The organism is Methyloglobulus sp. (assembly GCF_040079455.1).
Lineage (GTDB): Bacteria > Pseudomonadota > Gammaproteobacteria > Methylococcales > Methylomonadaceae > Methyloglobulus.
Genome location: NZ_JBEBKJ010000057.1, coordinates 1 through 23,698, shown reverse-complemented (window position 1 = coordinate 23,698; position 23,698 = coordinate 1). Strand labels below are relative to the sequence as shown.

18 protein-coding genes and 1 pseudogene are annotated in these 23,698 nt (G+C 46.0%); 13 read left to right on the top strand and 6 right to left on the bottom strand.

All coding sequences use genetic code 11. The features are described from left to right. Positions 1-244: 244 nt before the first annotated feature. The 8 genes and pseudogenes from ABL924_RS12485 to ABL924_RS12450 all read left to right on the top strand — a co-directional run bounded on the left by ABL924_RS12485 (position 245) and on the right by ABL924_RS12450 (position 10,499). Positions 245-1,132: a HEAT repeat domain-containing protein gene (locus ABL924_RS12485; RefSeq protein WP_349027422.1), complete on the top strand. Its 888-nt coding sequence runs from the start codon at positions 245-247 to the stop codon at positions 1,130-1,132. A gap of 243 nt (positions 1,133-1,375) precedes the next feature. Beyond that, a complete protein-coding gene (locus ABL924_RS12480) occupies positions 1,376-1,885 on the top strand; it encodes a hypothetical protein (RefSeq protein WP_349027421.1) in 510 nt (169 codons plus the stop codon). A 288-nt stretch (positions 1,886-2,173) separates the two neighbouring features. Beyond that, complete coding sequence (locus ABL924_RS12475; protein WP_349027420.1) at positions 2,174-2,389, top strand: DUF4266 domain-containing protein; 216 nt, start codon at positions 2,174-2,176, stop codon at positions 2,387-2,389. A 112-nt stretch (positions 2,390-2,501) separates the two neighbouring features. Beyond that, positions 2,502-5,174: a DUF3570 domain-containing protein gene (locus tag ABL924_RS12470; protein ID WP_349027419.1), complete on the top strand. Its 2,673-nt coding sequence runs from the start codon at positions 2,502-2,504 to the stop codon at positions 5,172-5,174. Positions 5,175-5,268: 94 nt separating this feature from the next. Further along, entirely contained in the window at positions 5,269-6,054 is a 786-nt protein-coding gene (locus tag ABL924_RS12465; RefSeq protein WP_349027418.1) for an FKBP-type peptidyl-prolyl cis-trans isomerase N-terminal domain-containing protein, read from the top strand. Positions 6,055-6,812: 758 nt separating this feature from the next. Then, positions 6,813-9,578, top strand: a pseudogene (locus tag ABL924_RS12460) (DUF3570 domain-containing protein). Between the two features lie 154 nt (positions 9,579-9,732). Beyond that, positions 9,733-10,071 (top strand): FKBP-type peptidyl-prolyl cis-trans isomerase N-terminal domain-containing protein, encoded by a 339-nt coding sequence (locus ABL924_RS12455; RefSeq protein WP_349027417.1) that lies wholly within the window; start codon positions 9,733-9,735, stop codon positions 10,069-10,071. Between the two features lie 44 nt (positions 10,072-10,115). Next, the gene (locus ABL924_RS12450) at positions 10,116-10,499 is read left to right on the top strand and encodes an FKBP-type peptidyl-prolyl cis-trans isomerase (protein ID WP_349027416.1); all 384 of its coding nucleotides are present in this window, start codon (positions 10,116-10,118) and stop codon (positions 10,497-10,499) included. A 432-nt stretch (positions 10,500-10,931) separates the two neighbouring features. Here ABL924_RS12450 and ABL924_RS12445 read toward each other — a convergent pair whose 3' ends face one another. From ABL924_RS12445 to ABL924_RS12435, 3 genes are all read right to left on the bottom strand, one after another. Next, positions 10,932-11,969 (bottom strand): GGDEF domain-containing protein, encoded by a 1,038-nt coding sequence (locus tag ABL924_RS12445; RefSeq protein ID WP_349027415.1) that lies wholly within the window; start codon positions 11,967-11,969, stop codon positions 10,932-10,934. A gap of 93 nt (positions 11,970-12,062) precedes the next feature. Continuing rightward, the gene (locus tag ABL924_RS12440; protein ID WP_349027414.1) at positions 12,063-12,500 is read right to left on the bottom strand and encodes an NfeD family protein; all 438 of its coding nucleotides are present in this window, start codon (positions 12,498-12,500) and stop codon (positions 12,063-12,065) included. Positions 12,501-12,503: 3 nt separating this feature from the next. Further along, positions 12,504-13,421 (bottom strand): SPFH domain-containing protein, encoded by a 918-nt coding sequence (locus tag ABL924_RS12435; RefSeq protein WP_349027413.1) that lies wholly within the window; start codon positions 13,419-13,421, stop codon positions 12,504-12,506. 243 nt (positions 13,422-13,664) lie between these two features. On the opposite strand from ABL924_RS12435, the gene ABL924_RS12430 reads away from it, so the two are divergent. Further along, positions 13,665-13,976, top strand: coding sequence for a hypothetical protein (locus ABL924_RS12430; protein WP_349027412.1), 312 nt, complete (start codon positions 13,665-13,667; stop codon positions 13,974-13,976). Positions 13,977-14,006: 30 nt separating this feature from the next. Here the strand turns inward: ABL924_RS12430 and ABL924_RS12425 are convergent, their stop codons facing one another. Beyond that, on the bottom strand, positions 14,007-14,339 hold the full coding sequence (locus ABL924_RS12425; protein WP_349027411.1) for a cupin domain-containing protein: 333 nt from the start codon (positions 14,337-14,339) through the stop codon (positions 14,007-14,009). A 41-nt stretch (positions 14,340-14,380) separates the two neighbouring features. Here ABL924_RS12425 and ABL924_RS12420 point away from each other — a divergent pair, with 41 nt between their 5' ends. After that, on the top strand, positions 14,381-15,625 hold the full coding sequence (locus tag ABL924_RS12420) for a TIGR03862 family flavoprotein (protein ID WP_349027410.1): 1,245 nt from the start codon (positions 14,381-14,383) through the stop codon (positions 15,623-15,625). A 77-nt stretch (positions 15,626-15,702) separates the two neighbouring features. Here the strand turns inward: ABL924_RS12420 and ABL924_RS12415 are convergent, their stop codons facing one another. Next, the gene (locus tag ABL924_RS12415) at positions 15,703-18,300 is read right to left on the bottom strand and encodes a cellulase family glycosylhydrolase (RefSeq protein WP_349027409.1); all 2,598 of its coding nucleotides are present in this window, start codon (positions 18,298-18,300) and stop codon (positions 15,703-15,705) included. 180 nt (positions 18,301-18,480) lie between these two features. Further along, positions 18,481-19,977, bottom strand: a complete 1,497-nt coding sequence (locus ABL924_RS12410) for an O-antigen ligase family protein (protein ID WP_349027408.1) — start codon at positions 19,975-19,977, stop codon at positions 18,481-18,483. A gap of 455 nt (positions 19,978-20,432) precedes the next feature. On the opposite strand from ABL924_RS12410, the gene dnaB reads away from it, so the two are divergent. The 3 genes from dnaB to ABL924_RS12395 form a co-directional block, all read left to right on the top strand. Continuing rightward, positions 20,433-21,827 (top strand): replicative DNA helicase, encoded by a 1,395-nt coding sequence (dnaB, locus tag ABL924_RS12405; RefSeq protein WP_349027407.1) that lies wholly within the window; start codon positions 20,433-20,435, stop codon positions 21,825-21,827. Between the two features lie 18 nt (positions 21,828-21,845). Further along, positions 21,846-22,958 (top strand): alanine racemase, encoded by a 1,113-nt coding sequence (gene alr / locus ABL924_RS12400; RefSeq protein ID WP_349027423.1) that lies wholly within the window; start codon positions 21,846-21,848, stop codon positions 22,956-22,958. Further along, the coding region (locus tag ABL924_RS12395) for a TdeIII family type II restriction endonuclease (protein ID WP_349027406.1) at positions 22,955-23,698 on the top strand (744 nt) is incomplete at its 3' end. The genes alr and ABL924_RS12395, both read left to right, overlap by 4 nt.

Here is a 23,698-nt window from a genome sequence, read left to right as displayed (position 1 = left end):
CCCCCCCCCCCCCCCGCAAGGAAAGAGGAAGTCACTCAGTCGTTTTGACCCCGTCTCCTTTCGGGAGAAAGGATTTTTACAGATTCCTAAATGTGCCAAGTACCCCGTGTTATACCAATCCCAATAAGATCTCATTGACCCCTTCTCCAAAGGGAGAAGGCCAGGATGAGGGGGGTTATATAACAACTTCTTGGGATTGGTATTATTTCTTAACAGCACTAAATAACCGATTGACCGTTTATTGATGAACACGCCACAAGCCTTAATTCTAGCTTTGTTTTTTGCCTACCTTGTGCTGTGTGTGCCTGCCGTATTCGCCAACACAGAGCAAATAAGCAATAGCTTACAACCCAGCCAACCGACCAGCATACAGATCGGCCTATCCAAACACGACAACACCGCAATCCGCCTTGAAGCGAGGGCTGCGCCGTTGGGGCAAATCCTGAAAGCTATCGCCGACAAGACTGGCGCACAAATCCATTATTCCGTCCTGCCCGAAGCGCCCGTTACCGCCACCTGTGTCGGCGCAAACGTCGGGCAAGTCATGGATTGCCTGGTCGCCAAACAAGTTGGGCTGGTTGCCCATAAGCCACAAAAAGACAAACCCGCAGAATTTTGGTTGTTGGGTTCGAGTGTGGGCAGTTGTCAGGCGGTGACGGTAAAGCCTACGCCACTAAATACGGCAACAAGAGGCCAACCGGTTGAACCCGCGCCCACACCAGAAGAGCAAGCACAAATGGATCAAGCTAACCAGGAACAATTAGAAATGCTTTTGGAACAACTCAAAAAAGCGAAAAGTGTTGAACAGCGTGCCGAAGCCATTACCAACTTAGCATCGGTCGGAAAAATTGATGACCCTAATGTCCGTAATGCCTTGGAAGAGGCGATGGTCGATAAAGATGCCAGTGTGCGGGCGCAAGCCGTGGGGACAATGTCTTATCTGGATAAAGACAATGCCACCGATTATCTGGGTCGTGCATTGCGGGATAAAAGCCCGGATGTTCGCATAGCGGTAGTAGATAAAGCGGGGGGTAATACTGACATATTAGAACGCGCCCTTACCGATAGTGATGAAAGCGTAAGAAGTTATGCAACGGCAAAACTTGCAGAACTTAAACAGCAACAGCGCTAAATAAAAAAGTGAAAAAGAAAATTTCAGTGACGGATAGCATTAAAAAAGCCATCAGTCACTGAAGTAAGGGTGACAAGGAGTCGCCCTTGTCTCGGCCTTCGCAGTAACGAAGTCCGAGGCAAAACCGCACGGACAGGTGCTAGTTAATTCAAGCCTGTCCAAACGGATAGCATCTAAGGATGCTGGTTGTAACACAATATTTTTATTAATGTAACCTGGCAAAATGCCAGAAGGAAATTATAAATGAAACATGATATGTTTAAAACTACTACATTATCTGCACTATTTTTGGCGGTTGTCGGGTGTTCTGGCATCAGTTGGGGACATCCTATAACCGGAAGCTTAGCAGCAAACCATTTAGCTCTGGATGTTTGGCATGTTCGGTGTTCTACAAATGTCGATGGTGTACCCACCCGTTTTGTAGCGCGGGTAAAAAGAAACAGTGGTACTGGTACTGTGAGGGTAGCGATTGCCAAGACGTTTACACCTGTAGTTAGCACTGCGCTGACACAGTCAAGTACTGGGGTTCTCAGTCCATTTACCCAGCAGCCTGCATCTAACGGCAGCGAGCATATTGCTGTATTTAATCATGCAACATCTGCAGTGGCTCCATCTGCCAATACTTATTCGGGTGATTTGCATTGCGAAAAATCCGTTGGCTTACCAGGTGACCCAGCCGCTGAGGTGGGAACGCTTATCTTTGGCGGTAACCTCGCTGGCACTATTCCAGGCACACCAATCATTAATCAATAAGCCAAGCTGCAGTAACTGCGCTACTTAGCTTTCCGTTCCGCATAGGTAATGACCTCTGTTGATGGTTGTGCGCTTATGCCAAACGACTGAAGGATCAAGTCGCTTGGCACAAGAAAAAAGTAACTCGACGATATTAATAAAAGGAGTGCAAACCAAGGTGGTTTGCCTTCTTTTCTGTTGTTTTGACCACCATGTAGACAGTTGTTTAACCCGCATAAGTTTTTTATTTACTCAATCTGGCTATAAGTCAGATGGAAAACTTATGCCTATTGAATTAAGAGTATATCAATGATCCAAAACAAATCCGTATTACCACTCATCTGCGTTATTGCCCTTACTTCCTGCGCCCCAGTGCAACCCTGGGAGCGCGGCAACCTTGCCAAGCCGCAGATGGCGTTAGACCCGTATCCGCTGCAAAGTGCGTTACGGGCGCATAACTATGGCAGCCGCGAAGCGGCGGCTGGCGGCAATGCGGCGCAAGGGGGTGGTTGTGGGTGTTATTAAGGGGAACTGTAAAAATTGGACGAACCCCTTCTCCCTGAGTGAGAAGGCTGGGATGAGGGGCTTTACAAAAAACCCTCACCCTAACCCTCTCCCAGAGGGAGAGGGAATTTTCATGGCTTCCCCCCCATCCCTGAAAGCCTTAACCGCCGCCGCCCTCATCTTACCGGGCTTATTCCAGCCAGCAGCGCATGCCGCCGACGAAGACAGTGTGGACTTCCAATACAGCCATTACCAGGAAGGCAAGCGGAGTGTTTACAGCTTTGATAATACTACTGATCCCCTAACCGGTGAGGGGATACCCAGCAATATTATCAAACAACCCAATCACGTTAATCCGATTGAAGTGGACAGCATCCATGGCAGTAGCCGTTTCTCACTGACTGACCGCGTCAAATTTGCTTTTAACTATACCCAGGACACTTGGTCTGGGGCGACACCGCTCGGTACAGCGCCTGCCGCGCTGCGTGCCAATGGGGCTATTGTCACAGGCGCTTCGCCGTTTGCAAAAGATACCGCGCAATTCTTCTTGGACAGCAAAGGCAACGCCTATACAGCCATAGATAGCTTAAGGGAAAAGTTATCAGGAATAAAATCTAATCAACTCACTCATGTGATGTCTTACGCCTCGCCGGAAACGCGAAAGCAAGGTGATTTTAAACTCAGTTATGACTGGGATGAGGCAGCAGTGGATATCGGCGGCGGCATATCGGTGGAAAACGATTATGAATCCCGCTTTGTTAACCTGGGTGGGCGTATGGATTTTAACCAGAAACAAACCACTGTCAACGTAGGCTTGAGCTACACCAACAGCGATACCTCTGCGGCAATAGATCCTGATGGGCTAATGTTTATTAGTACACGAGGGTATGATGAACTAATAACTGACGTAAATTCTGGTGCGATAACTTATAAGCCCACTGATGGCGCACCAGCCCAAATTGACAGGGCTTTTGATAACAAGGGAATACTAACCGGCGCAGTGCTTCGTGGCAAACGCCAGGACTGGGGCACCCAACTGGGCTTGACGCAAGTGTTGAATAAAGATGCCGTGCTGGAACTGGGCATGGGTTACACCCGCAGCACCGGTTACCTAGCCAACCCTTACAAGCTGGTTTATTTTATCGAGAATATAGAACAACCAGGGCTAGACCCGAGCAAACCTTTATTATCTGTCGGTGGCGGACGGCTTGAGAAACGCCCGGAAGAGCGCAACCAGTTCAACTGGAATCTGGGTTATAACCAGTACCTGGCTTCGTTTGATGCCGCCTTGCATTTTGACTACCACTTTACCCATGACGATTGGGGCATTAACGCCCATACTTTAGAAGCGGATTGGGTGCAGCCTTTAGGTGCAGGCTGGACAGTTACGCCACGGGTTCGCTATTACTCCCAATCCAGCGCGGATTTTTATACCCCTGATGTGCGTTCAATAACTACGGGTAACGATCCTATTACTGGGGAAAAAATATATTCCAAACCGTTGCCAAAGAATTATTCCAGCGACCAACGCCTTTCTGGTTTTGGCGCTTTAAGCGGCGGGGTAACTGTAGCCAAGCAATTTGCCAAGGGTGTTAGCCTTGAAACTGGTTTTGAATACTATACCCACCAAGGCAGCCTTGAGCTGGGTGGTGGCGGTGAACAAGCCTTTGCCGATTACGACTACTGGGTAGCCAATGCCGCGCTCAAGATTAATTTGGCTGCATTAGGTTCTGGTGGCAGCGGTCATGGTGGGCATTCCGATCACGTACCTCATCACCATGGCAATTCCCCCTCTGGGGTCATGTTCGACCATACTCTGAATAAATCCGGCGATTTCATGGTCGGCTACCGCTTTATGCGTAGCGAACAGGCAGGCGATATGCTGTCAGGCTCGCAAGCTGTTAGCCCAGATACGGTGCGCTTTAATGGCTGCGGCGACCAGGAATGCGCGGTTTCGCCCGATAACATGACGATGAATATGCACATGCTGGATTTGATGGTTGCCCCTACTGACTGGTTGACTTTAATGGTTATGCCGCAGTGGATGGACATGGAAATGACGATGACACCCCTGAAGGAGTTTGTTTCCGAAGGTGGACATAATCATGCCGCCGGCGTTAGCCATAACCACCAGACTGGTGGTGTCGGCGATACCGGCGTATATGCTTTGTTTAAACTATTTGGGCGACCTAACCACCATATCACGCTCAGCCTGGGCGGCACCGCCCCAACCGGGGATGTCGGCATTAAATTGAGGAAAACCGGATCGGTAACGGGTCATTTATCTAATATCCCCCTCCATTATGGCATGCAGTTGGGGAGTGGCACTTGGGATTTTAAGCCTAGCCTGACCTATACTGGCGAAATGGATCGGTTTTCCTGGGGCGGTCAAGTCACCGGCACAAAACGGCTGGAAAGCCGGAATGCGTCTAATTTTGCCTTTGGCGATATCTTTCAGGGCAGTGTGTGGGGCGGTTATCAATGGACAAATTGGCTGGCAACGACCGTGCGCGGAGTTTATACCACACAGGGGGCAATACGAGGCGCATACCCAGCACCTACGGAAATTCAATCCCTTACCGGACTCCCCTTTGTGCAAACCCATGTCGGCCCATTCGACAAATCCGTAAATTACGGTGGCCAGTTTGTGGATTTGGGTTTGGGTATCAACGTCACTATTCCTAACGGCGCATTTGCCGGTAACACGCTTAAGTTTGAATGGCTACAACCCCTGCATACCGACTATAACGGCTATCAACTAGATAGAGATTACAGCTTGGCGTTTACTTGGGGGTACGGATTTTAAGTTGAGGAAACAGGGAAACTATAAAGCCACCATTCTATTGGAATGGTGGCTATTCGTAGTGAAAAGTTACATTTTTTAACCTTAAGGAGAAACGATGCCTGAAAAATTTTTAACATCCGTCCTGCTATTACTGCTATCAACAGGGTGCGCCACAAATACTGCCCCGATAAAACCGGTAGAAAACAAACCTATCCTACAATCCGATATGCAAAAGTCCAGCTATGCCCAAGGTATTCAATACATGAAATTCTTGAAACAAAGTGAAATCCCGCTAGATCAGGATTTATTTGTGCTGGGGATGAATGATGAGTTGAATAAAAATCCAGCGCGCCTTGACCCTGAACAACTACAAAGAGGGCAAGACTGGGTGTACGTGCAACAATTTTTGTACAACGAGAAAATAGGAAAGGAAAATTCAAAAACCGGCACGGCATTCCTTGATGCCAATAAGCAAAAACCTGGCGTACACACTACAGCCAGTGGCTTGCAGTACAAAATACTGGTTAATGGTAAAAGCACGAACAAGCTAAAACTTAAAGATATTGCACTGGTGCGTTACCGCCTTGCTCGTATTAGCGGTGAAGAGCTGGCGAATACACAAAAATCCCCCAAAATACCGGAATTGCCGATAGCGGGTTTAGTTAAAGGTTGGCAAGAGGCTTTATTGATGATGACGGCAAGTTCTAAGTGGGAGCTTTATATCCCATCAAACTTGGCTTATGGGGAAGTCGGTGCGCCCGAAGGGAAAATACAACAAAACGAAACATTGATTTTTGATGTTGAACTGGTCGGTATTAAACCACCCTCGTCCGCTAAGGCAGCAGTCAAAGCACTTACGGCAGCCCCCGATGGTGACATCAAGCCTAGTTCAAGATGGTGATGTAATACCAATCCCAATAAGTTCTCATTGAAACCTTCTCCAGAGGGAGAAGGCTGGGATGAGGGGATTCGTATAATTTTATGGGCGTGCATGCCGCTATTCGTTATATATGCCTCAATAGTACCCTGCCAGCGGGTATCACATGATTTTATTTCATTTTGCATGTGATGTGGCTGGATGGCGACCACCGGCTTGTGTTGCCATAATAGAAACAACAACCGGGGCTGCGGGACGAGGCCACTTCCTTATCCCAGTTGCCGTAGTAAGCAGTATCCGGTTGGGTTTACACAACTCAACCGGGCGTTATTGTTGGCAAAACAAATAAGCCAAGCTTGTAAGGGCTAATCAATGTCCGTTGTATTAGAACCCATAACTAATACCAATCCCCAAAATTGTTATATGAATCCCCTCATCCTAACCTTCTCCCCCAAGGGAGAAGGGACTCAATCGCTTAACTTAACGGCATTGGGTATGTTACCCCGTCACGCACGTTTTGCCGATGACGGTGTTTTTGAACCACGGCGAAACCCTACGGACGGGACAACATGCCCCATCCGGCTGAGGGAAATCCCCTCTCCCTCTGGGAGAGGGCTAGGGTGAGGGTTGTAAATGCTTGATTTTAAATCTCTCACCCCAACCTTCTCGGCAATAGCTGAAGTACAGGACGTACTGAATGCAGCAAACGCAGGAGCAGTTTGTCGTCCTGCATTGGCCTACTACCTACATCCATGTAGGCATCCCGGAGGGAGACGGCCGAGATGAGGGGCTTTACAAAAAACCCTCACCCTAACCCTCTCCCAGAGGGAGAGGGAATTGTCATGGTCTCATCCCTTCAAGCCCTCACCGCCGCCGCTCTTATCCTGCCCGGCTTGCTACAATCCCCAGCCCATGCCGCCGCAGATGACAGCGTGGATTTCCAGTACAGCCATTACCAGGAAGGCAAGCGGGATAATTATATTGCGTACGGTTTTTTTGATTCTGTGACAGGTGTAAATGGTTTGAATAGCGTTTCCAAGCAACCCTATCTCAGCAATCCGATTGAAGTAGATAGCTTGCACGGTAGCGGTCGTTTTAGTTTGACTGACCGGGTGAGGTTTTCGTTTGACTATATTCAGGACACTTGGTCTGGGGCTACGCCGCTGGGAACGACACCCGCTATTATTGGTGCCAACGGGGTGTCATCTGTTGGAGAAGACGGCACGGTTTTTGGAGGGGCATCGCCTTGGGCAAGGCCTAGTAATTCAGATGTTTTTATGGATGGCAAGTGTAATATTTTTAGTGCCTTGCGTAATTTTTTAACCGGTGCAGGACCTTTTATAGGGACAAAACAAAACCAGGTTGCCCATGTGCTGTCTTACGCCTCGCTGGAAACGCGCAAACAGGGCGATTTTTCGCTCAATTATGACTGGGACGAGGCGGCCGTGAATGTGGGGGGCGGCATCTCGGTGGAAAACGATTATGAATCCCGTTTTGTCAACTTGGGCGGGCGCATGGATTTTAACCAGAAACGCACCACCGTTAATGTGAGCTTAAGTTACACCAACAGCGACACTTTTGCACATCTCGATCCGGACGCATTGCCCTATATCAGCACCGAAGGTTACGATGAAGCCTTTTTAGACGAAACTAGCGGTCTATCTGGATATAGGCCGATTGACGGTGCTCCCGCCCAAATCGAATCCCAGTTTAACCCCCTCTATCCCAGCAATGGCGGTCGCCAGCAGGCGATACTACGCGGCAAGCGCCAAGATTGGGGCACCCAATTGGGCTTGACCCAGGCGCTTACCCCTGACAATGTGCTGGAACTGGGTTTTGGCTATATCCGCAGCACCGGCTACCTCGCCAACCCATATAAACTGGTCTATGTTTTTAATGGGCAATCAGAGGCAGGATAAGACCCTGATCAACGGGTTTTATTTCAAGGTGGAGGTCGGCTGGAAAAACGGCCTGAGGAGCGCAACCAGTTCAACTGGAGTTTAGGTTACAACCAGTATATCGCGCCCTTCGATGCTGCCTTGCACTTCGACTACCACTTTGCCCACGACGATTGGGGCATTAACGCCCATACGTTTGAAGTAGATTGGGTGCAGCCTATATGCTCAGGCTGGTCGGTTACGCCACGGGTGCGTTATTACTCCCAATCAGGCGCGGATTTCTATGCACCTTTCATCACGACGGTAGACGTTATTGATCCAGCAACAGGCCTACCTGTTAATTCACCCCTCAACCGAGAGTTGCCCAAATTCTATTCCAGCGACCAGCGCTTGTCCGGTTTTGGCGCGTTAAGCGGCGGCGTAACCGTCGCCAAGCAATTTGCCAAAGGGGTGAGCCTGGAAACCGAGTTTGAGTATTACAAGCACCAAGGCAGCCTAAAAATAGGCGGCGGGGGCGAGCAAGCCTTTGCCGATTACGATTATTGGGTGGCAAACGCCGCGCTGAAAGTCAATTTGGAGGCCATCGGTACACTCGGCAATCATTCCGGGCATACAGGCGGCCACCGTCATGCCACCAAATCCCCAGCTGGCGTGATGTTTGACCATACCTTGGAAAAAGCCGGTGATTTTATGGTCGGCTACCGCTTCATGCGTAACGAACAGGCGGGGGACATGCTGCATGGCAGTCATGCAGTCAGCCTGAATGATGTGGGCTTGAATAGCTGTGTCGATATCGCCTGTTCGGTTTCGCCCAAGCAGATGAACATGAGCATGCATATGCTTGATCTGATGGTTGCCCCTACTGATTGGCTGACCTTGATGGTGATGCCGCAGTGGATGGACATGGATATGGAGATGACGGGATTGGAAACTGCACCAGGTGGTCACGGCCATAGAAGCGGCGCGCCTGTCCACAGTCACCAAATTGGTGGGGTGGGCGACACCGGTGTGTATGCCATGTTCAAGCTGTTTGAACGGCCAGGCCATCAGGTTAATCTCAGCCTGGGCGGCACAGCACCAACCAGTGATACCGACATTACGCTCCGAAAAACCGAAGGTATAACAGCAGGTGTGCCTGATGTGCCTATCCATTACGGTATGCAACTGGGTAGCGGCACTTGGGATTTCAAGCCCAGCCTGACCTACACCGGCGAGCTGGAGCAAACGTCCTGGGGCGCACAGGTGACCGGCACCAAACGCCTGGAAAGCCGGAACGAATCCAACTTTACCTTTGGCGATATTTTTCAGGGCAGCGTCTGGGGCGGTTACCAATGGACCAACTGGCTATCCACCACCGTACGCGGTGTTTATACCGCCCAAGGCGCAGTACGCGGACACTATTTGCCGGTGATTAATCCTAGAGATAACAAGCCATTCATTCCAACCCATGTCGGCTCCTTCGACAACCCCGCCAATTACGGCGGCCAGTTTGTCGATTTGGGCTTGGGCTTTAACGTCACAGCCCCCAGCGGCGCATTTGCCGGCAACACCCTCAAATTCGAGTGGTTGCAACCCATCCATACCGACTACAACGGTTATCAACTAGACCGCGATTACAGTCTGGCGGTTACTTGGAATTATGGTTTTTGATTTAGGCAAAGGTGCATAGTGATGTAGACATCCAGCAGGAGAGGGAGTTTTTTCTTAACTTAACGGTATTGGTAACATGCCCCGTCCGGCTGAAAGGGGGGGTAGTACCGGTGCAATACACGGTTTTTTAACTTGAAATACTATGCGAGGCTCAATGACTAAACTAACACTTCCTTTATCAATCGGCTTATTAATGTTATTGACTGGTTGTGCAACCACGCCACCAATTCCAAGCAAGGGGCCTGTGTTAACCACGGACATGCAAAAATCGAGCTATGCCCAAGGCGTACAATATGTTGAGTTGTTACAACGCAATGAAATACCGATAGATGGCGAACTGTTTTTGTTGGGCATCAACGACGTGCTGAATAAACAACCAATGCGGCTTAATTCCGAACAATTACAACGCGGTAAGGATTGGGTCTATGTGCAACAGATGCTGTATATGGATAGAACTAGCAAGAAAAACATCGCGGATGGCGAGCTTTTCTAAAACAGAATAAAAATAAGGCGGGGGTGGTTAGCCTTCCAAGCGGGGTGCAATATAAAATACTGACTGACAGTAAAAACAAGCAAAAGCCGACCCTTAAAGACACGGTAGCTATGAATTATAAAGTCCGCAAACTTGATGGCGAGGTGTTTTTCTCGACCGAAAAAGAACCTAAAACACCGATAGTTAAAGTCAATGCTGTAATCCCAGGTTGGCAGGAAGCCTTGTTAAAAATGCCAGTGGGTTCCAAGTGGGAGCTTTATGTGCCAGGGACGTTGGCATATGGGGAGAATGTCGCACCGGAAGGAAAGCTAAAGCCGAATGAATTAATGGTTATTGAAACAGAATTGGTGGAAATTAACCCAGTCCAAACTATCTCAAGCAAGGGCCCTGCTATTAAGCCAGTCATTAAAAAAACCTCAAGTTGGTAGCTTCAAATAGAATGTCCACGCGGAATAGGCTTTTACACCCAGTCCGGCTGAGCAAAAGCCCCTTCTACCAGGAGGCGGCGCGAGTTCCATACTCGCTGCCGTACTTCCTTCATCCTTGGAAGGCGAAAGAGTTTTTTGAATTTTTAGAGATTCCCTTATGGACTGGAAAGATTCCGTTCCTGAGTGACTTTTTTAGAAACTCTACATACTGTGTTACGAATATCCGTTAACCCCCAAGCTTAGTGAGCAATTGTAGTTTGATAACGTTATGAGAGCCTTTGGCACGGAGTAAGTGGGGGTTGCTGTAGTCAATCGCTAGGTTATACCAATCCCAATAAGTTGTATTTGAATCCCCTCATCCTAACCTTCTCCCACTGGAGAAGGGATAATATGTGAACTTAATTGGGATTGGTATTATTTCCCTTGTTAAGATCACAAGACTCCCCTTTTAGTTTTTGCGAAAAACCCTAACGCGCTTAATGCGCTCGAAGATTTTATATCATTGGCGTGAGTCAAGCAGTTTCGCCCTCGTGCTTTGGATATATAGAGTGCCTGGTCTGCTGAATGGATTAATTGTGTTTGTTCACTAATATCTTCTGATAAGGTGGATACGCCAAAACTGGCAGTAACGAGTTTCTCTACCCAGGGTTGAATTTCTATGGCCTTGCGAAGTTTCTCGGCTAATAACATGGCACTGAGTTGGTTTGTATTCGGTAAAATAATAGCAAATTCTTCACCACCGTAGCGTGCTACAAAGTCTACTTTCCGTGAGTTGCTTTGCAGAATTTCGGCTATCTTTCGCAAATACCTGTCCCCGGCTGGGTGGCCGAAAGTGTCGTTGATGCTTTTGAAGTGATCTACATCAATGATTAGCAACGAGAGCGGAGAGGGTATGCGTTCGGCTAGCGCAATTTGGTCACTAAGTGCTTCTTGAAATGCCCGATGATTTTTCAGTCCCGTCAGCTCATCCGTGGTAGCCAACGTTTCTAGCCGAGTATTTACTTCCAAAAACTCGGTTTGCTGAACGTTCAAAGCTTTACCTGTTTCTTCCAGGGATGCGTTGACTTTGTTTATTAGGCTTGTAGCTTCATCCGCCGCCTTCTGTAGCCGAAGAATATGATCTTCGTATTCGTTGCGCCGATGTATAGGCATTAAGATGCAATCATTGAAGATTTGCTTGTTACGTTCATGTCGAATCGCATTGATAAGAACAAGTACCTCATTACCGACTTTAGGCAGCAATGAAATATAGATCTCATCCCTCTTACCGTGGAACTTTAGAAGCGGTAATACGTCTGTCTGAAAGAGGATGCGGCTGGTAATTGGCAGAATCAATTCAATGTGTTGACCCTGTAACTCTTCTGATTCATAGCCGAGGATTTTTAGGAGGGTGGCATTGACCATGTTGATTTTGCCGTCATCGGTAAACGACAGAAAGCCACATGGCGCGGAATTTAACAGATAATCCATTGGTATAGTTGTAGTGCGGTTTAGTTAGGGTGAGTGGCATCAGTTTGGCTTTGTTGGGTAGTCCAACTGCCTCTATATTGAAACACGAAAGATTTAGCCCTGCTTTTCCACATCAAACACCGTCCCCCGAATGCCTGTAACTTTGACTTTGGTGTTAATGTCGCAGTCTTCACCATGGACTTTCCAGACAGAATCATCCACTTTTATCTTGCCTTGGCCGTTTTCTATCGGTGTGTGCAAGGAAAAAATCCGCCCGATATATTGTGCGCCGCGCTTATTCAGTAAGGGTTGGTCTGTTTCGACGGGATATTTCTTGCCGTAAAGCCGCCATGCGGTGACTGCAAGAACTGAAAATATGGAAAAAATAAATACCTGGATATTTAAACTCACCAACGGAAACAGCCAGACTATCAAGCCTGTAATAAGTCCAGATACAGCCAGCCACATGAAGAAAAACCCTGGGGTAAGCATTTCCAGAATAAGGAATGCAAACGCCAGCACCCACCAGTACCAGAACACAAAATCAATCATCGTTTACCCCTTCTTTACCATCGCTTCTTTTGCCAGCTCAGTGATGCCGCCCAACGCGCCAATAATGTTGCTGGCTTCCAAGGGCATGAAAATGATCTTGCTATTGCCCGCTGATGCAATATCTTTTAATGACTCAATATATTTTTGCGCGACAAAATAGTTGACCGCTTGTATGTTGCCTTTGGCAATGGCTTCCGAGACCATCATCGTCGCCTTAGCTTCTGCTTGTGCCAGCCGCTCACGGGCATCGGCATCCCGATAAGCGGCTTCTTTACGACCTTCGGCTTCCAAAATAGTTGCTTGCTGTGCGCCTTCTGCACGTAAGATTTCTGATTGTCTAAGACCTTCGGCTTCCAAAATCGAGGCACGTTTCAAGCGCTCGGCCTTCATTTGCCGCCCCATTGCTTCAACCAGATCTTTAGGTGGCGATATATCCTTGATTTCAATGCGGGTAATTTTAATACCCCAAGGGCCAGTGGCTTCATCGACTACCGATAATAGCCGAGCATTAATCTCATCACGTTTGGATAACAATTCATCCAAATCCATAGAGCCCATGACAGTACGGATATTGGTCATGGTAAGGTTTAAGATAGCGGCATCGAGATTCCTGACCTCGTAAGCGGCCTTGGGTGTATCCATAACTTGGTAGAACACCACGCCGTCTACCGTGACCATGGCATTGTCTTTGGTAATGATTTCCTGTGACGGCACATTCATCACCTGTTCCATCATGACCATTCTGGCACCAATCCGATCAATGACCGGCATGATGATATTCAAGCCCGGCGTTAAGGTTTTGGTATATCGCCCAAAACGCTCAACGGTAAATTCCATGCCTTGGGTCACGGATTTGACGCTCATTATCACTAGTACAACAGCAAATACCAGTAACGTTAAAAAAACCACACCTGCACTCATAAGACCTCCTCGATCCTTACCCTAAAAACCTTTGGAGCAGATACCGATATTGCTCTTCTGGATGTTGATACTGTAGATTTTAGCAGTCATCCGAAATATTGACTGGATAAAAGTAAATCTTCAGCCACTGCACTGGAGAGTAATTTCCAGTTTTCTTCTAAAAATTTTGTGTTATGTTGCAATCAAAGGCATAGCTACAGGATAATGTACTGTGTGTTGTAAATGTTAATCGGGATAATAAAGATGGTATTACAGGCTTTAAATATAGGTATTTTGACGTTGCTTTTTTTTGTTGTTGGGATGATTAGGCCAAAGTGGGCTTTATTCTTCATGGAAAAGCCCAGCCGATGGCTAATTAGCAGCATCGCCATGATTTGTTTTATGATTACCATGACTATGTATGGTCAAGGTATAAAACAAGCACAGATTATTGAAAAACATAAGAAACCCACTGCTGCAATGACTGCGCCCGTGCCAGTACCCGAAGCTGTGCCAGTGCCGATACCTGAAGCATCCAAAGTAGCACCTAAGAAAAAAAGTCATGCTCAAAAGTAAGCTTGTTCAGGGTTGTATTAACTACTTGAGCTAAGACGGCACGAAATGAATCGCCAGCCAAAGCGTCTTAGCTTCTGGCTGTGTCCATTCAACCCTATGGCGGGTATGGGCTGGAATCAAAACGTAATCACCCACTTGCAACTTGACCTTAGTGCCGCCTTCATAAGCCAATATCGCCTCACCTTGTAACAACAATACCCACTCGTCCAAAGACTGGTCGTACCACTCTCCAATAGGCGTGTTATGTCCGTAGGAAACAATCCGTTCAATTTTGAGGGTTTCCCGCTCAACCAAGCTTTCAAACAGTTCTTCAGGTATGATTGCCGAAATGTTGTTAAAGATATTGTCTCTAGCGTTTTTCATATTGCTTTGCACCCATTTGTACCAATCCCAATCTTACTATAATGCTTACATTACCTAGCCTTTCAGATAAAACCGTCGCTATTATCGGTGGCGGTCCTGCCGGATTGATGGCTGCCGAGCTTATTAGCCAGTCGGGAGCCAAAGTTAATGTCTATGATGCCATGCCCTCGATTGGACGTAAATTTCTGATTGCTGGCAAAGGTGGTCTTAATATTACGCATTCCGATCCCTATGATTTATTCCTGACCCGTTATGGTTCTCGTAGTACCTACATCAAGCCAATGCTGGATCGTTTTGATGCAGAAGCTTTAAAGGCATGGGTACATGAATTGGGTATTCAAACCTTCATCGGCTCTTCAGGTCGGATCTTTCCATCTGAAATGAAAGCCGCACCGTTATTACGCGGCTGGCTACACAGGTTAAGGCAAAGCGGCGTTACTTTTCATGTACGCCATCAATGGCTAGGTTGGCATGAAACTGATTCACAAGTCCTACGCTTTATGTCACCTCAAGGCATAAGGGAAGTTAAGGCTGACGCGGTTGTGTTGGCTTTAGGTGGTGGTAGTTGGCCACAGCTCGGTTCAACAGGCGCGTGGACATCTTTGCTTACTCATCGAGGTGTTCAAATAATCCCTTTAGTGCCGTCAAATTGTGGTTTTGATGTTAGTTGGAGCGAACATTTTCGTGACCGTTTTGCAGGTCAGCCTTTGAAATCGGTCATTGCATCGTTCAACGGCTTTCAGCAACAGGGTGACTGCATGATAACTACAACAGGCATCGAAGGTAGTTTGATTTACGCGCTATCCGCGCCCTTGCGAGATGAAATCGCATTGTCAAGAACAGCGACCTTGACTCTGGATTTAGCACCAGGAAACTCAATTGAAACATTAATAAGCAAATTTTCTCAGCCCCGTGGCAAGCAATCAATGGCAAACCATCTTCGTAAACGCTTAGGGTTTGATGGCGTTAAAGCAGGATTACTGCGGGAAATCGTACCTGCAGAAGATTTTAACGAACCCATAAAGCTGTGTTCAGCAATCAAAGCACTCCCCATCAAATTAACAGCCACCAGACCCATTGCCGAAGCCATCAGCAGCGCAGGCGGCGTAAGTTTTGATGCCATTGATGAGCATTTAATGCTGCGTGCCTTGCCAGGCGTATTTTGTGCCGGAGAAATGCTGGACTGGGAAGCACCAACCGGTGGCTATTTGCTTGCTGCTTGCTTTGCCAGTGGGCGAGTTGCGGGGGGCGGCGTGTTGAAATGGTTGGATTCTCAAACTATCTAAAAAATAAGCGAGGAATTAATAAAGTCGCGGACACTACTGAATTCGCATCTGAATTTATGGCTACCCCTCGATTATCCTTAGTTATCCGCTAAAAAAAACCAATGTGCTTCATTTCGATTGTCCAATTTTAAATGGTATTTTCCTCTAATGTAACTAGCATCGACAGGCTTATCTTTAACGCCCAACCTGTTTACTGGGAAAAGTTTAAGCCCCGCAGGTGCTGAAACAACGATTTCACCCGTAACAGGCTCTGAAAGGAAAGGTAATTTATAATCTTTTGCTGGGATTGATCGAGCCATGATGGTAATAAAAATAGCCTTCGACTTTTTAATGGGTTTATTTTCCAAGGTCTGTATCGCAACAACTGCTTTCTTTGTATTTATTTTGAAGGTTACATCTTGAAGATTAATGGTTTCGCCGCCAATCCAGCCAGATATAATTTGTGATTTTGGCGAATTGATTGTATGAATGCCTTTCCCCCAATCACGCCTCAATTCCCCAGTGTCCGACTGGACGAAATCCTGCCCTTTAGGAATAAAATCCTTATTTGCATCGCTAACGATTAGAGTCTTGCTTGAGGTCTGCTTGCTTCCTTTAAGCCAAGGCAGCTCTTTAGTTTCGGGTACAGCAACCGTAAAACGGCTGGTTTCCAGTAATGTTCTGATGGCTTTTGATGTGGTGGGATCTTGCCTCTTATAAAAGAAGTCATCCCTGCTTAGTTTTAGCTCATAATCCTGTTTTGCAGGCGACACATGGTTTTGCCGGTAAAGTAGAGCCGCCGCCGGCATCAACCCCATTATTGCAGGATCATTGTAAGTTGAATAATTGCTAGCCTTCCCCTTACCACCAAGCTTTTCTTGACTGTAACCGTACAACATCATGGCATCCCAACCTTGTAGATTAGCTATACTTGCAGTGTAAACGGGTGCGCTAAATCGATCAGCAACAGGAAAAGGCTCAACATTCCACTCTGTTACTGAAAGCGGTTTTCCAGTCACTTGCGCTGCACCTATCCATGACAAAAAGCCCGGATTATATCGAGGGTTATAATTAAACTCCTCAGCAAAACTATACGAATGGGCATCAATCAGATCGCCATCGGTTAAAGATGGCAAGCCAAAAAGCCCCATTTTTCCCCAACTATTGGTTGTTGCTACCATCGACTTTGCACCTAAACTCCGCAAGTGTGTAATCATCTTTTGATTAAATCGATGTTCAACATCCGACAAATAAATTTTGGATTCGCCCATTTCCCAGGTAAGCCAAACTTTGTTGACTGGCAGACCGCTGATTTCAGAAAATTGTTTAAAATCATTCGTAAAAATAGCGTTATGGTTAGGCACACCCTTATTCGGCAGCAATGAATTGCCGAAATGCTGAGACAGGTCGTTCTCATTGGTCAGCAATAAAGCAATAACAGCAGGGTCATCCTTATAAGCAAGCTTAGTAAATGTATTGACATGGTTTAAATAGGCTTCATTGAATTTTTGCATTTGTTTTTGAATGCTTTCATTATAATAATTGAAACCTTTAATTTCGGCTGTATCCTTGCCTCTTGATAGATCTTCAAAATTCTCAAAACCATCATTTTTTGTAAACGTTCTGCCCACATGAAGATCCAGCCAAACATAAACACCTTGATCTTTCAAACATTTAATCCACCAATCAAGCTTCTTAAGCGATTCGGTTGAAAGCTCTTGAGTATTGTCTTTCGGGTTCTTAAATATATTTGGCTTAAACCATTTGGAATCATGGTGGTGGATTCTAATCAAATTAAATCCAAGCTGTGCTATGCGCTTGGCATGTGCTTTTATGTCAATATCAGATGTGCTAAATAAAGCAGAAGCCATCAGATTGGCTCCCCAAAATTTAGTAGACGTGCCATCTTCGAAAACTAGCTGATCGGCTCTTGCTTTAACAAAACCATGCTTACCTGCTGGTAAATCATTAGCATTTAAAAACGACAAATCAATTGGAGATGCCACCTCCGAGAGGATGTCCTTGTGCCAACTTTGGGTATCATTATGATCATAGATTTTGGTTGCTGGACTCGATAAGCGTGAGTTTTTACCCGCCACAGTAACCGTCATAGTGGTCTGCTCAACACCTTTGTTAAATGCTGAAAAGAACAATGCACGAATTAATTTTTTTTGATCACGTTCAAAATAAAGCTTTGCCAAGGCAGGCGTAAATTTAACCTCTATGCTCTGTCCATCAGGTGTTTGCCAACGCCAACCTTGGTTTCCTGGCAACAGTTCCGGTGCTTTTGCCGGTGTTTCAAAGCTGGGAGAATCCATAAGCAGGTTAAACTCCATTCCAAAACCAATTGCATCGGGACGGTCTACTTTTTTATTCCATTTATAGGACCAAGTGATTTGGCCTTTATCCATGTTTGTTGTACAGGTAAAATCCACATCAAGATTGAGTATTTGCCCAGTGTATGATGAACTGGTCGACTTATCTTTTCTAATCAATGTATCGGGTTTAATTTTAATGCCAGCCCATTTGTATTTTGCCTCCCAACCAATATATTTTGTGGTTATTATAGGCATCGTTTTGTCTATAGCTGTAAATAACGATGTGCGTTCGTCCAGTCTAACCTCATCAAACGCTTGGCATTGCGAGGCGCAAAAAATATATATAAATAGAATTTTCGTAATATACCTAAACCGCATAATTTTTCCTCTCGGTTAATTTGTATTGAACCATCAGATATTTGTGCCTGTTGGTATTGTGCAAAATTATTTTTTATCTCAAAGAGTCGTGTTTTATCTGGATATTGTAAGTAGTTGTTATAATAAGCCTAATTTTGAAAAATCAACAGAATATTGCCTCTAAACAAATTTAGCGCGAAGTTAACGGTTTGCACTATTCAATCTAATAGTTTTTTCGGCGACATTCAAATAAGCGGCAATAATCCCTACTAATGCCCAGTAAAACGTTGGAACGTAATTTATCGAACTCATGGTAGTAATGGTCGTAAGAATGGCACTCAAAATAGCAAATAAAGCCCGACCCATTCGGATCAGATTAACTTCGTCACGAGGAATGCGTTTCAGTATGAAGTAACACCGAAAAAGTAACCCTAGAAAAATTGTCAAAAACAGAAATAAACCAAAAACCCCATAAGGCAGGGCTATTTGTATAAAGGTATTAACAAGATCAATAATGCCTTCACCCTGGCGCATACTCTCCATTTCTGGGGTATCAAGGAATGTGGTTGAACCAAACCAAGGATGCCGTTGAAAAACAATCCAAGCATTTTCAAACAGTCGTGAACGGTAATCAACAGTGTCTGATCGGGTAGAACCGATAAAAGGTAGGAGTTGTATAAATTTATCCCCAACCGAGGTTAGGCTAAGGACAGGCAGCAGTACAAGCCCTACCAATGCCCATTGAGCCGTTTTCTTAACAGCTTCGCGGCCAGTCCATATATAGGCTAAATATAGAGAGACAAAACCTACCCAAGGCCCTCTAGCCATTGAAGCAAGTAAGCAAGCGGCAATAGTCAGCCCCATCATGTTGGCCATACGTTGGTTTTTTATAAGCGGTTTTAGATACAGTAACAATCCAAAACCTATAACCATGACGTAACCGAGAACAATCGGTCCCTGAAAGATGGCTGATGCCCGCAATCCACCTGACCTGATATCATAGCCGCCACCGACTTCACTGCCCACAAGATTTTGCGCAAGCGCATTGTACAAATGCCAGTGTCTAAGCGTTTCAAAAACGCCAACAAGCGCAAAGGGAGACAGGCCGATGAACATCGCGATGAATGCACGATTTAGCTGGGATATATCTGAAAGGTATCGGCTTAGCGTATAGTAAGGGACAATAATACTAAGAAAAAATAAAATACTCTCCCTCAATGCATTGGTAAAAGTGTTATCCCTAAATGATAAATAAGACATCAAGCAAACAAACAACACTATATAACGGTCAGAACTTAAAGCAAACAAACGGGGATTGGAATGGTTCTTAAAGAAGGGGCCAAGCAATAACGCAATAATTAATAAACGTGGATAATCTATGTTAAAGAGATAACGAATACCTAATAGACCAGGGATTTCAACAGGATATTGGGGGACTGCACAAAATAGTACTAGGTAATAAATAATCCGTAATTTAGGTTCTGCAGCAATCCGAACAAAACAAAAACAGGCCGTTATGGCTAGGAACAACCAGATATTGTGGGAAATAAATGCTGTAATCACAATGGTGAACCACGCGGTGACCCAGCGCTTAAATTCTTTAACCGTTAGAAAATCTGGCAGCGCTTTCGCTATAACCCAGAATGTAGCTGCACTAAGGACAGAAATAACAATCAGTGTACGTAATAATTCTGGCATTCAGGTTTCCGTCCTTTATTTTTTTGCAATCGCTAGTTCAACCTTAACCGCTAGCCTAGGAGTACTCGTATCTAAACAGATTACAGCACTACTGGTAATGTCCAAGAAATAAATTTTTAGCACTTTGACTACGACAACTATTGATTCGGCTTTGTGGGGTATGACTCCTTTCGCTTCGAACCTGTCGAAAGACTAGGAGACCTTCACGTTATTGTGCTGATTATTACACAACTTCTAGGAAATCAGCCGACAGAACTATGCGATTTTAGGGTCAATACGTCAATCACATTGCTTTTGGTTGTCATCATATACCTCGGTTTTAGAGATTACTCTCTTAGCCAAGTGTCCGCTAGAACGGGGCAAGATCACAAGGGATTGCCCCTACAATGATAGAATGAAACGCATAGGCCAATTTGTTATCCACTACCTCAAGAAAAAAATTTAATTACAATACCATGTCAGAAAATTTTGCGTTAGACCGTGATTATGCTTACGAATCCTTGAAGATTCCGCCCAATTCCATTCAAGCCGAGCAGGCAGTGTTGGGCGGCCTGATGTTGGATAATCAAACTTGGGATTCTGTCTCCGATAAGGTGGTTGAAACCGACTTTTATCGTAGGGATCACCAATTGATTTTTCGCACGATAGAAAAACTGGCGGATCAACAGATTCCATTCGACGTGATTACCATATCAGAAACCCTGGAAGCAACAAGCGAACTGGAAGCTGTCGGTGGCTTGTCTTATTTGGGCATGTTGGCAAAAGATACGCCAAGTGCTGCTAATATCGTCAACTATGCCAATATCGTTCGTGATAGGTCGGTACTGCGGCAATTGATTCATGTCGGCACAGAAATATCAGATTCAGCTTTCAATACCGAAGGCCGCGATACCGCTGATCTTTTAGAAAACGCAGAACGCGAGGTATTTAAAATTGCCGAACAACGCCAACGCGGGCAGGGCGGTTTTATCGGAATTAAATCGTTACTGGCTAGAGCGGTAGATAAGATTGAAATGCTGTTTGAACAGGGCAGCAATATCACCGGAGCGGCGACCGGATTTACAGATCTGGATGAATTAACATCAGGTTTACAACCTGCCGATTTGATTATCGTGGCAGGTCGACCTTCTATGGGGAAAACTGCAATTGCAATGAACATGGCGGAAAATATCGCTATTCAAGGTGGTAAACCTGTTGCTGTGTTTAGTATGGAAATGCCGGGCGATGCTCTGGCAATGCGGATGATGTCATCGTTGGGACGTATCGACCAGCATAAAGTGAGGACAGGGAAGCTTGAAGACCACGAGTGGCCTAGGTTGACTTCAGCTATCAGTTTGTTGGGTGAAACCAAACTGTTCATAGACGACACACCTGCATTAACACCAACGGAAGTACGCTCAAGAGCAAGACGCTTAACGCGAGAACACGGGCAATTGGGCTTGATTGTCCTGGATTATTTACAGCTTATGCAATCGCCTAGCAGCGGCGACAACCGAGTGCAACAAATTTCTGATATATCAAGGGGTTTGAAAGCATTAGCCAAGGAGCTGAATGTACCGGTCGTGGCCTTGTCTCAGTTGAATCGAAATCTTGAGCAGCGCCCCAATAAGCGACCTATGATGTCTGATTTGCGTGAATCTGGCGCGATTGAGCAGGACGCGGATTTGATCGTGTTTGTCTACCGCGATGAAGTTTACAATGAGGACAGCCCTGATAAAGGCATTGCCGAAATCATTGTCGGCAAACAACGTAATGGCCCATTAGGAACCGTGCGCTTAACCTTCCTGGGGCAATACACCCGATTTGAGAATTATGCGGGAAATTCCTATAGTACTGGGGATTATGAATAACCATAGGGACATCATTTGATAAGGCCAGCCGCTTATGCCGAGATTAACCTGGATGCAGCCCGACATAATCTCCTAAAGGTGCGTAGTTGTGTGCCGCAGGCAAAAGTTATGGCGGTTATTAAGGCTAATGCTTACGGGCATGGTTTGCTACGTATGGCGGAAGCTTTTGATGGTGCTGATGCCTTCGCCGTTGCTCGCGTTGATGAGGGTGTGCGTTTGCGTAAAGCGGGAATTACAAATAGGATTGCCGTATTGCAGGGCTTTACCCATGCCGAAGAGTTACAGTGCCTTATAGATTATCAATTAGAAGCCATCGCCCATTCTTACCCCCAATTGGAGCTTATCGAAAGTTGGCAAGGGCAAGAATCACTAGCTATATGGTTAAAAATTGATACGGGCATGAATCGGCTGGGTTTTAAGACAAAAGATGTAAGTTTAGTTCACCAAAGGCTCAAGCAATGTGAGATTATCAAAAAACCTATCAATCTCATCACTCATCTGGCAAGCGCCGATGATAAAACCAATGCTTTTACAACACAGCAAATCAAGCTGTTTAATGATGTGGCAGCGGTATTCGAAGGCGAGCGTAGCATCGCAAATTCGGCGGGTATTTTAGCTTGGCAGGATGCCATCAGCGATTGGGTGCGTCCCGGGATAATGCTCTATGGCATTTCGCCTTTTCCTGATTCGACTGCGTCAAAGTTAGGTTTAGAGCCAGTCATGAGCCTACATTCCAAGTTGATCGCGGTAAAACCAGTTGAAAAAGGCGAGTCGGTAGGCTATGGAAATAGCTGGGTTTGTGACAAGACAACAACACTTGGTGTGGTGGCAATCGGCTACGGTGACGGCTATCCAAGACATGCCAAGCAAGGTACGCCTGTATTACTTAATGGTCAGCGCGTTCCACTGATAGGTAGGGTGTCAATGGATATGATCACGGTAGACTTGACAACGCAACCTGACGCAAAGCCAGGTGATAAGGTTACCTTGTGGGGTGATGGACTGGCGGTTGAAGAAATCGCCGAGTGTGCAGATACCATACCTTATACGCTGGTATGTGGCGTGACCCAACGTGTGTGGTTTGTTGAAACATCGGCGCTATTGACGCAAGAGGAAAACACGTACAAATGAAAGATAAAGACAAGGTTGCAGAGGCCATTAAACAAGTCATTGATACGATGATGAGCCGAGTGATGAAAAAAGTCCTCATTGAAGATCCTTTCATCAAAGAAACGCATCATTCCCAGAAACCGCTGTATGCAGCTTTAGTCCCTGATGAAATTTTTAAAGGGTCTCATTTTGAGAGGCGTTTCGTTACCCCGTTCGGTGGAGTGTGGGAAAAACTTGCCCAAGTCGTTGCAAAAGTAGAACACGGTGAATGTGTGATGGGGCATTCCATCACGGGCAATGTCGGCGAAGAACGGCTACGGAGAATTCAAGAGGTCTTGAACAGGTTAGAACATAACCAGAAGGGGCAAAATAAAATTCTCCCAAATTGGCTGGATGAATTGTTGTACATCAATGCAGGTCACGGAAACCCAATACCTGTTTCTGTTATTTGCGATATTTATGTTCGCAACCTGACAACCGGCAAGCGTTATGCCTTCGAATTGAAAGGGCCGTTACCAAACAGCGACCAAACCAAGGTTAGCAAAGAAAAAATGTTCAAATTGCTTAGTATGGAGCCTGTTCCAGTGGACGGAGCATATTATGCACTTCCATATAATCCCTACGGCACTAGCAAAAGAGATTACAAATGGGCGTTTCCAATGCGTTGGTTTAATATGTGCGACGATCCTTGTGTGCTAATAGGTAACGACTTTTGGGATTTCATTGGTGGAAATGGAACGTATTCTCATTTTGTCAGTGAA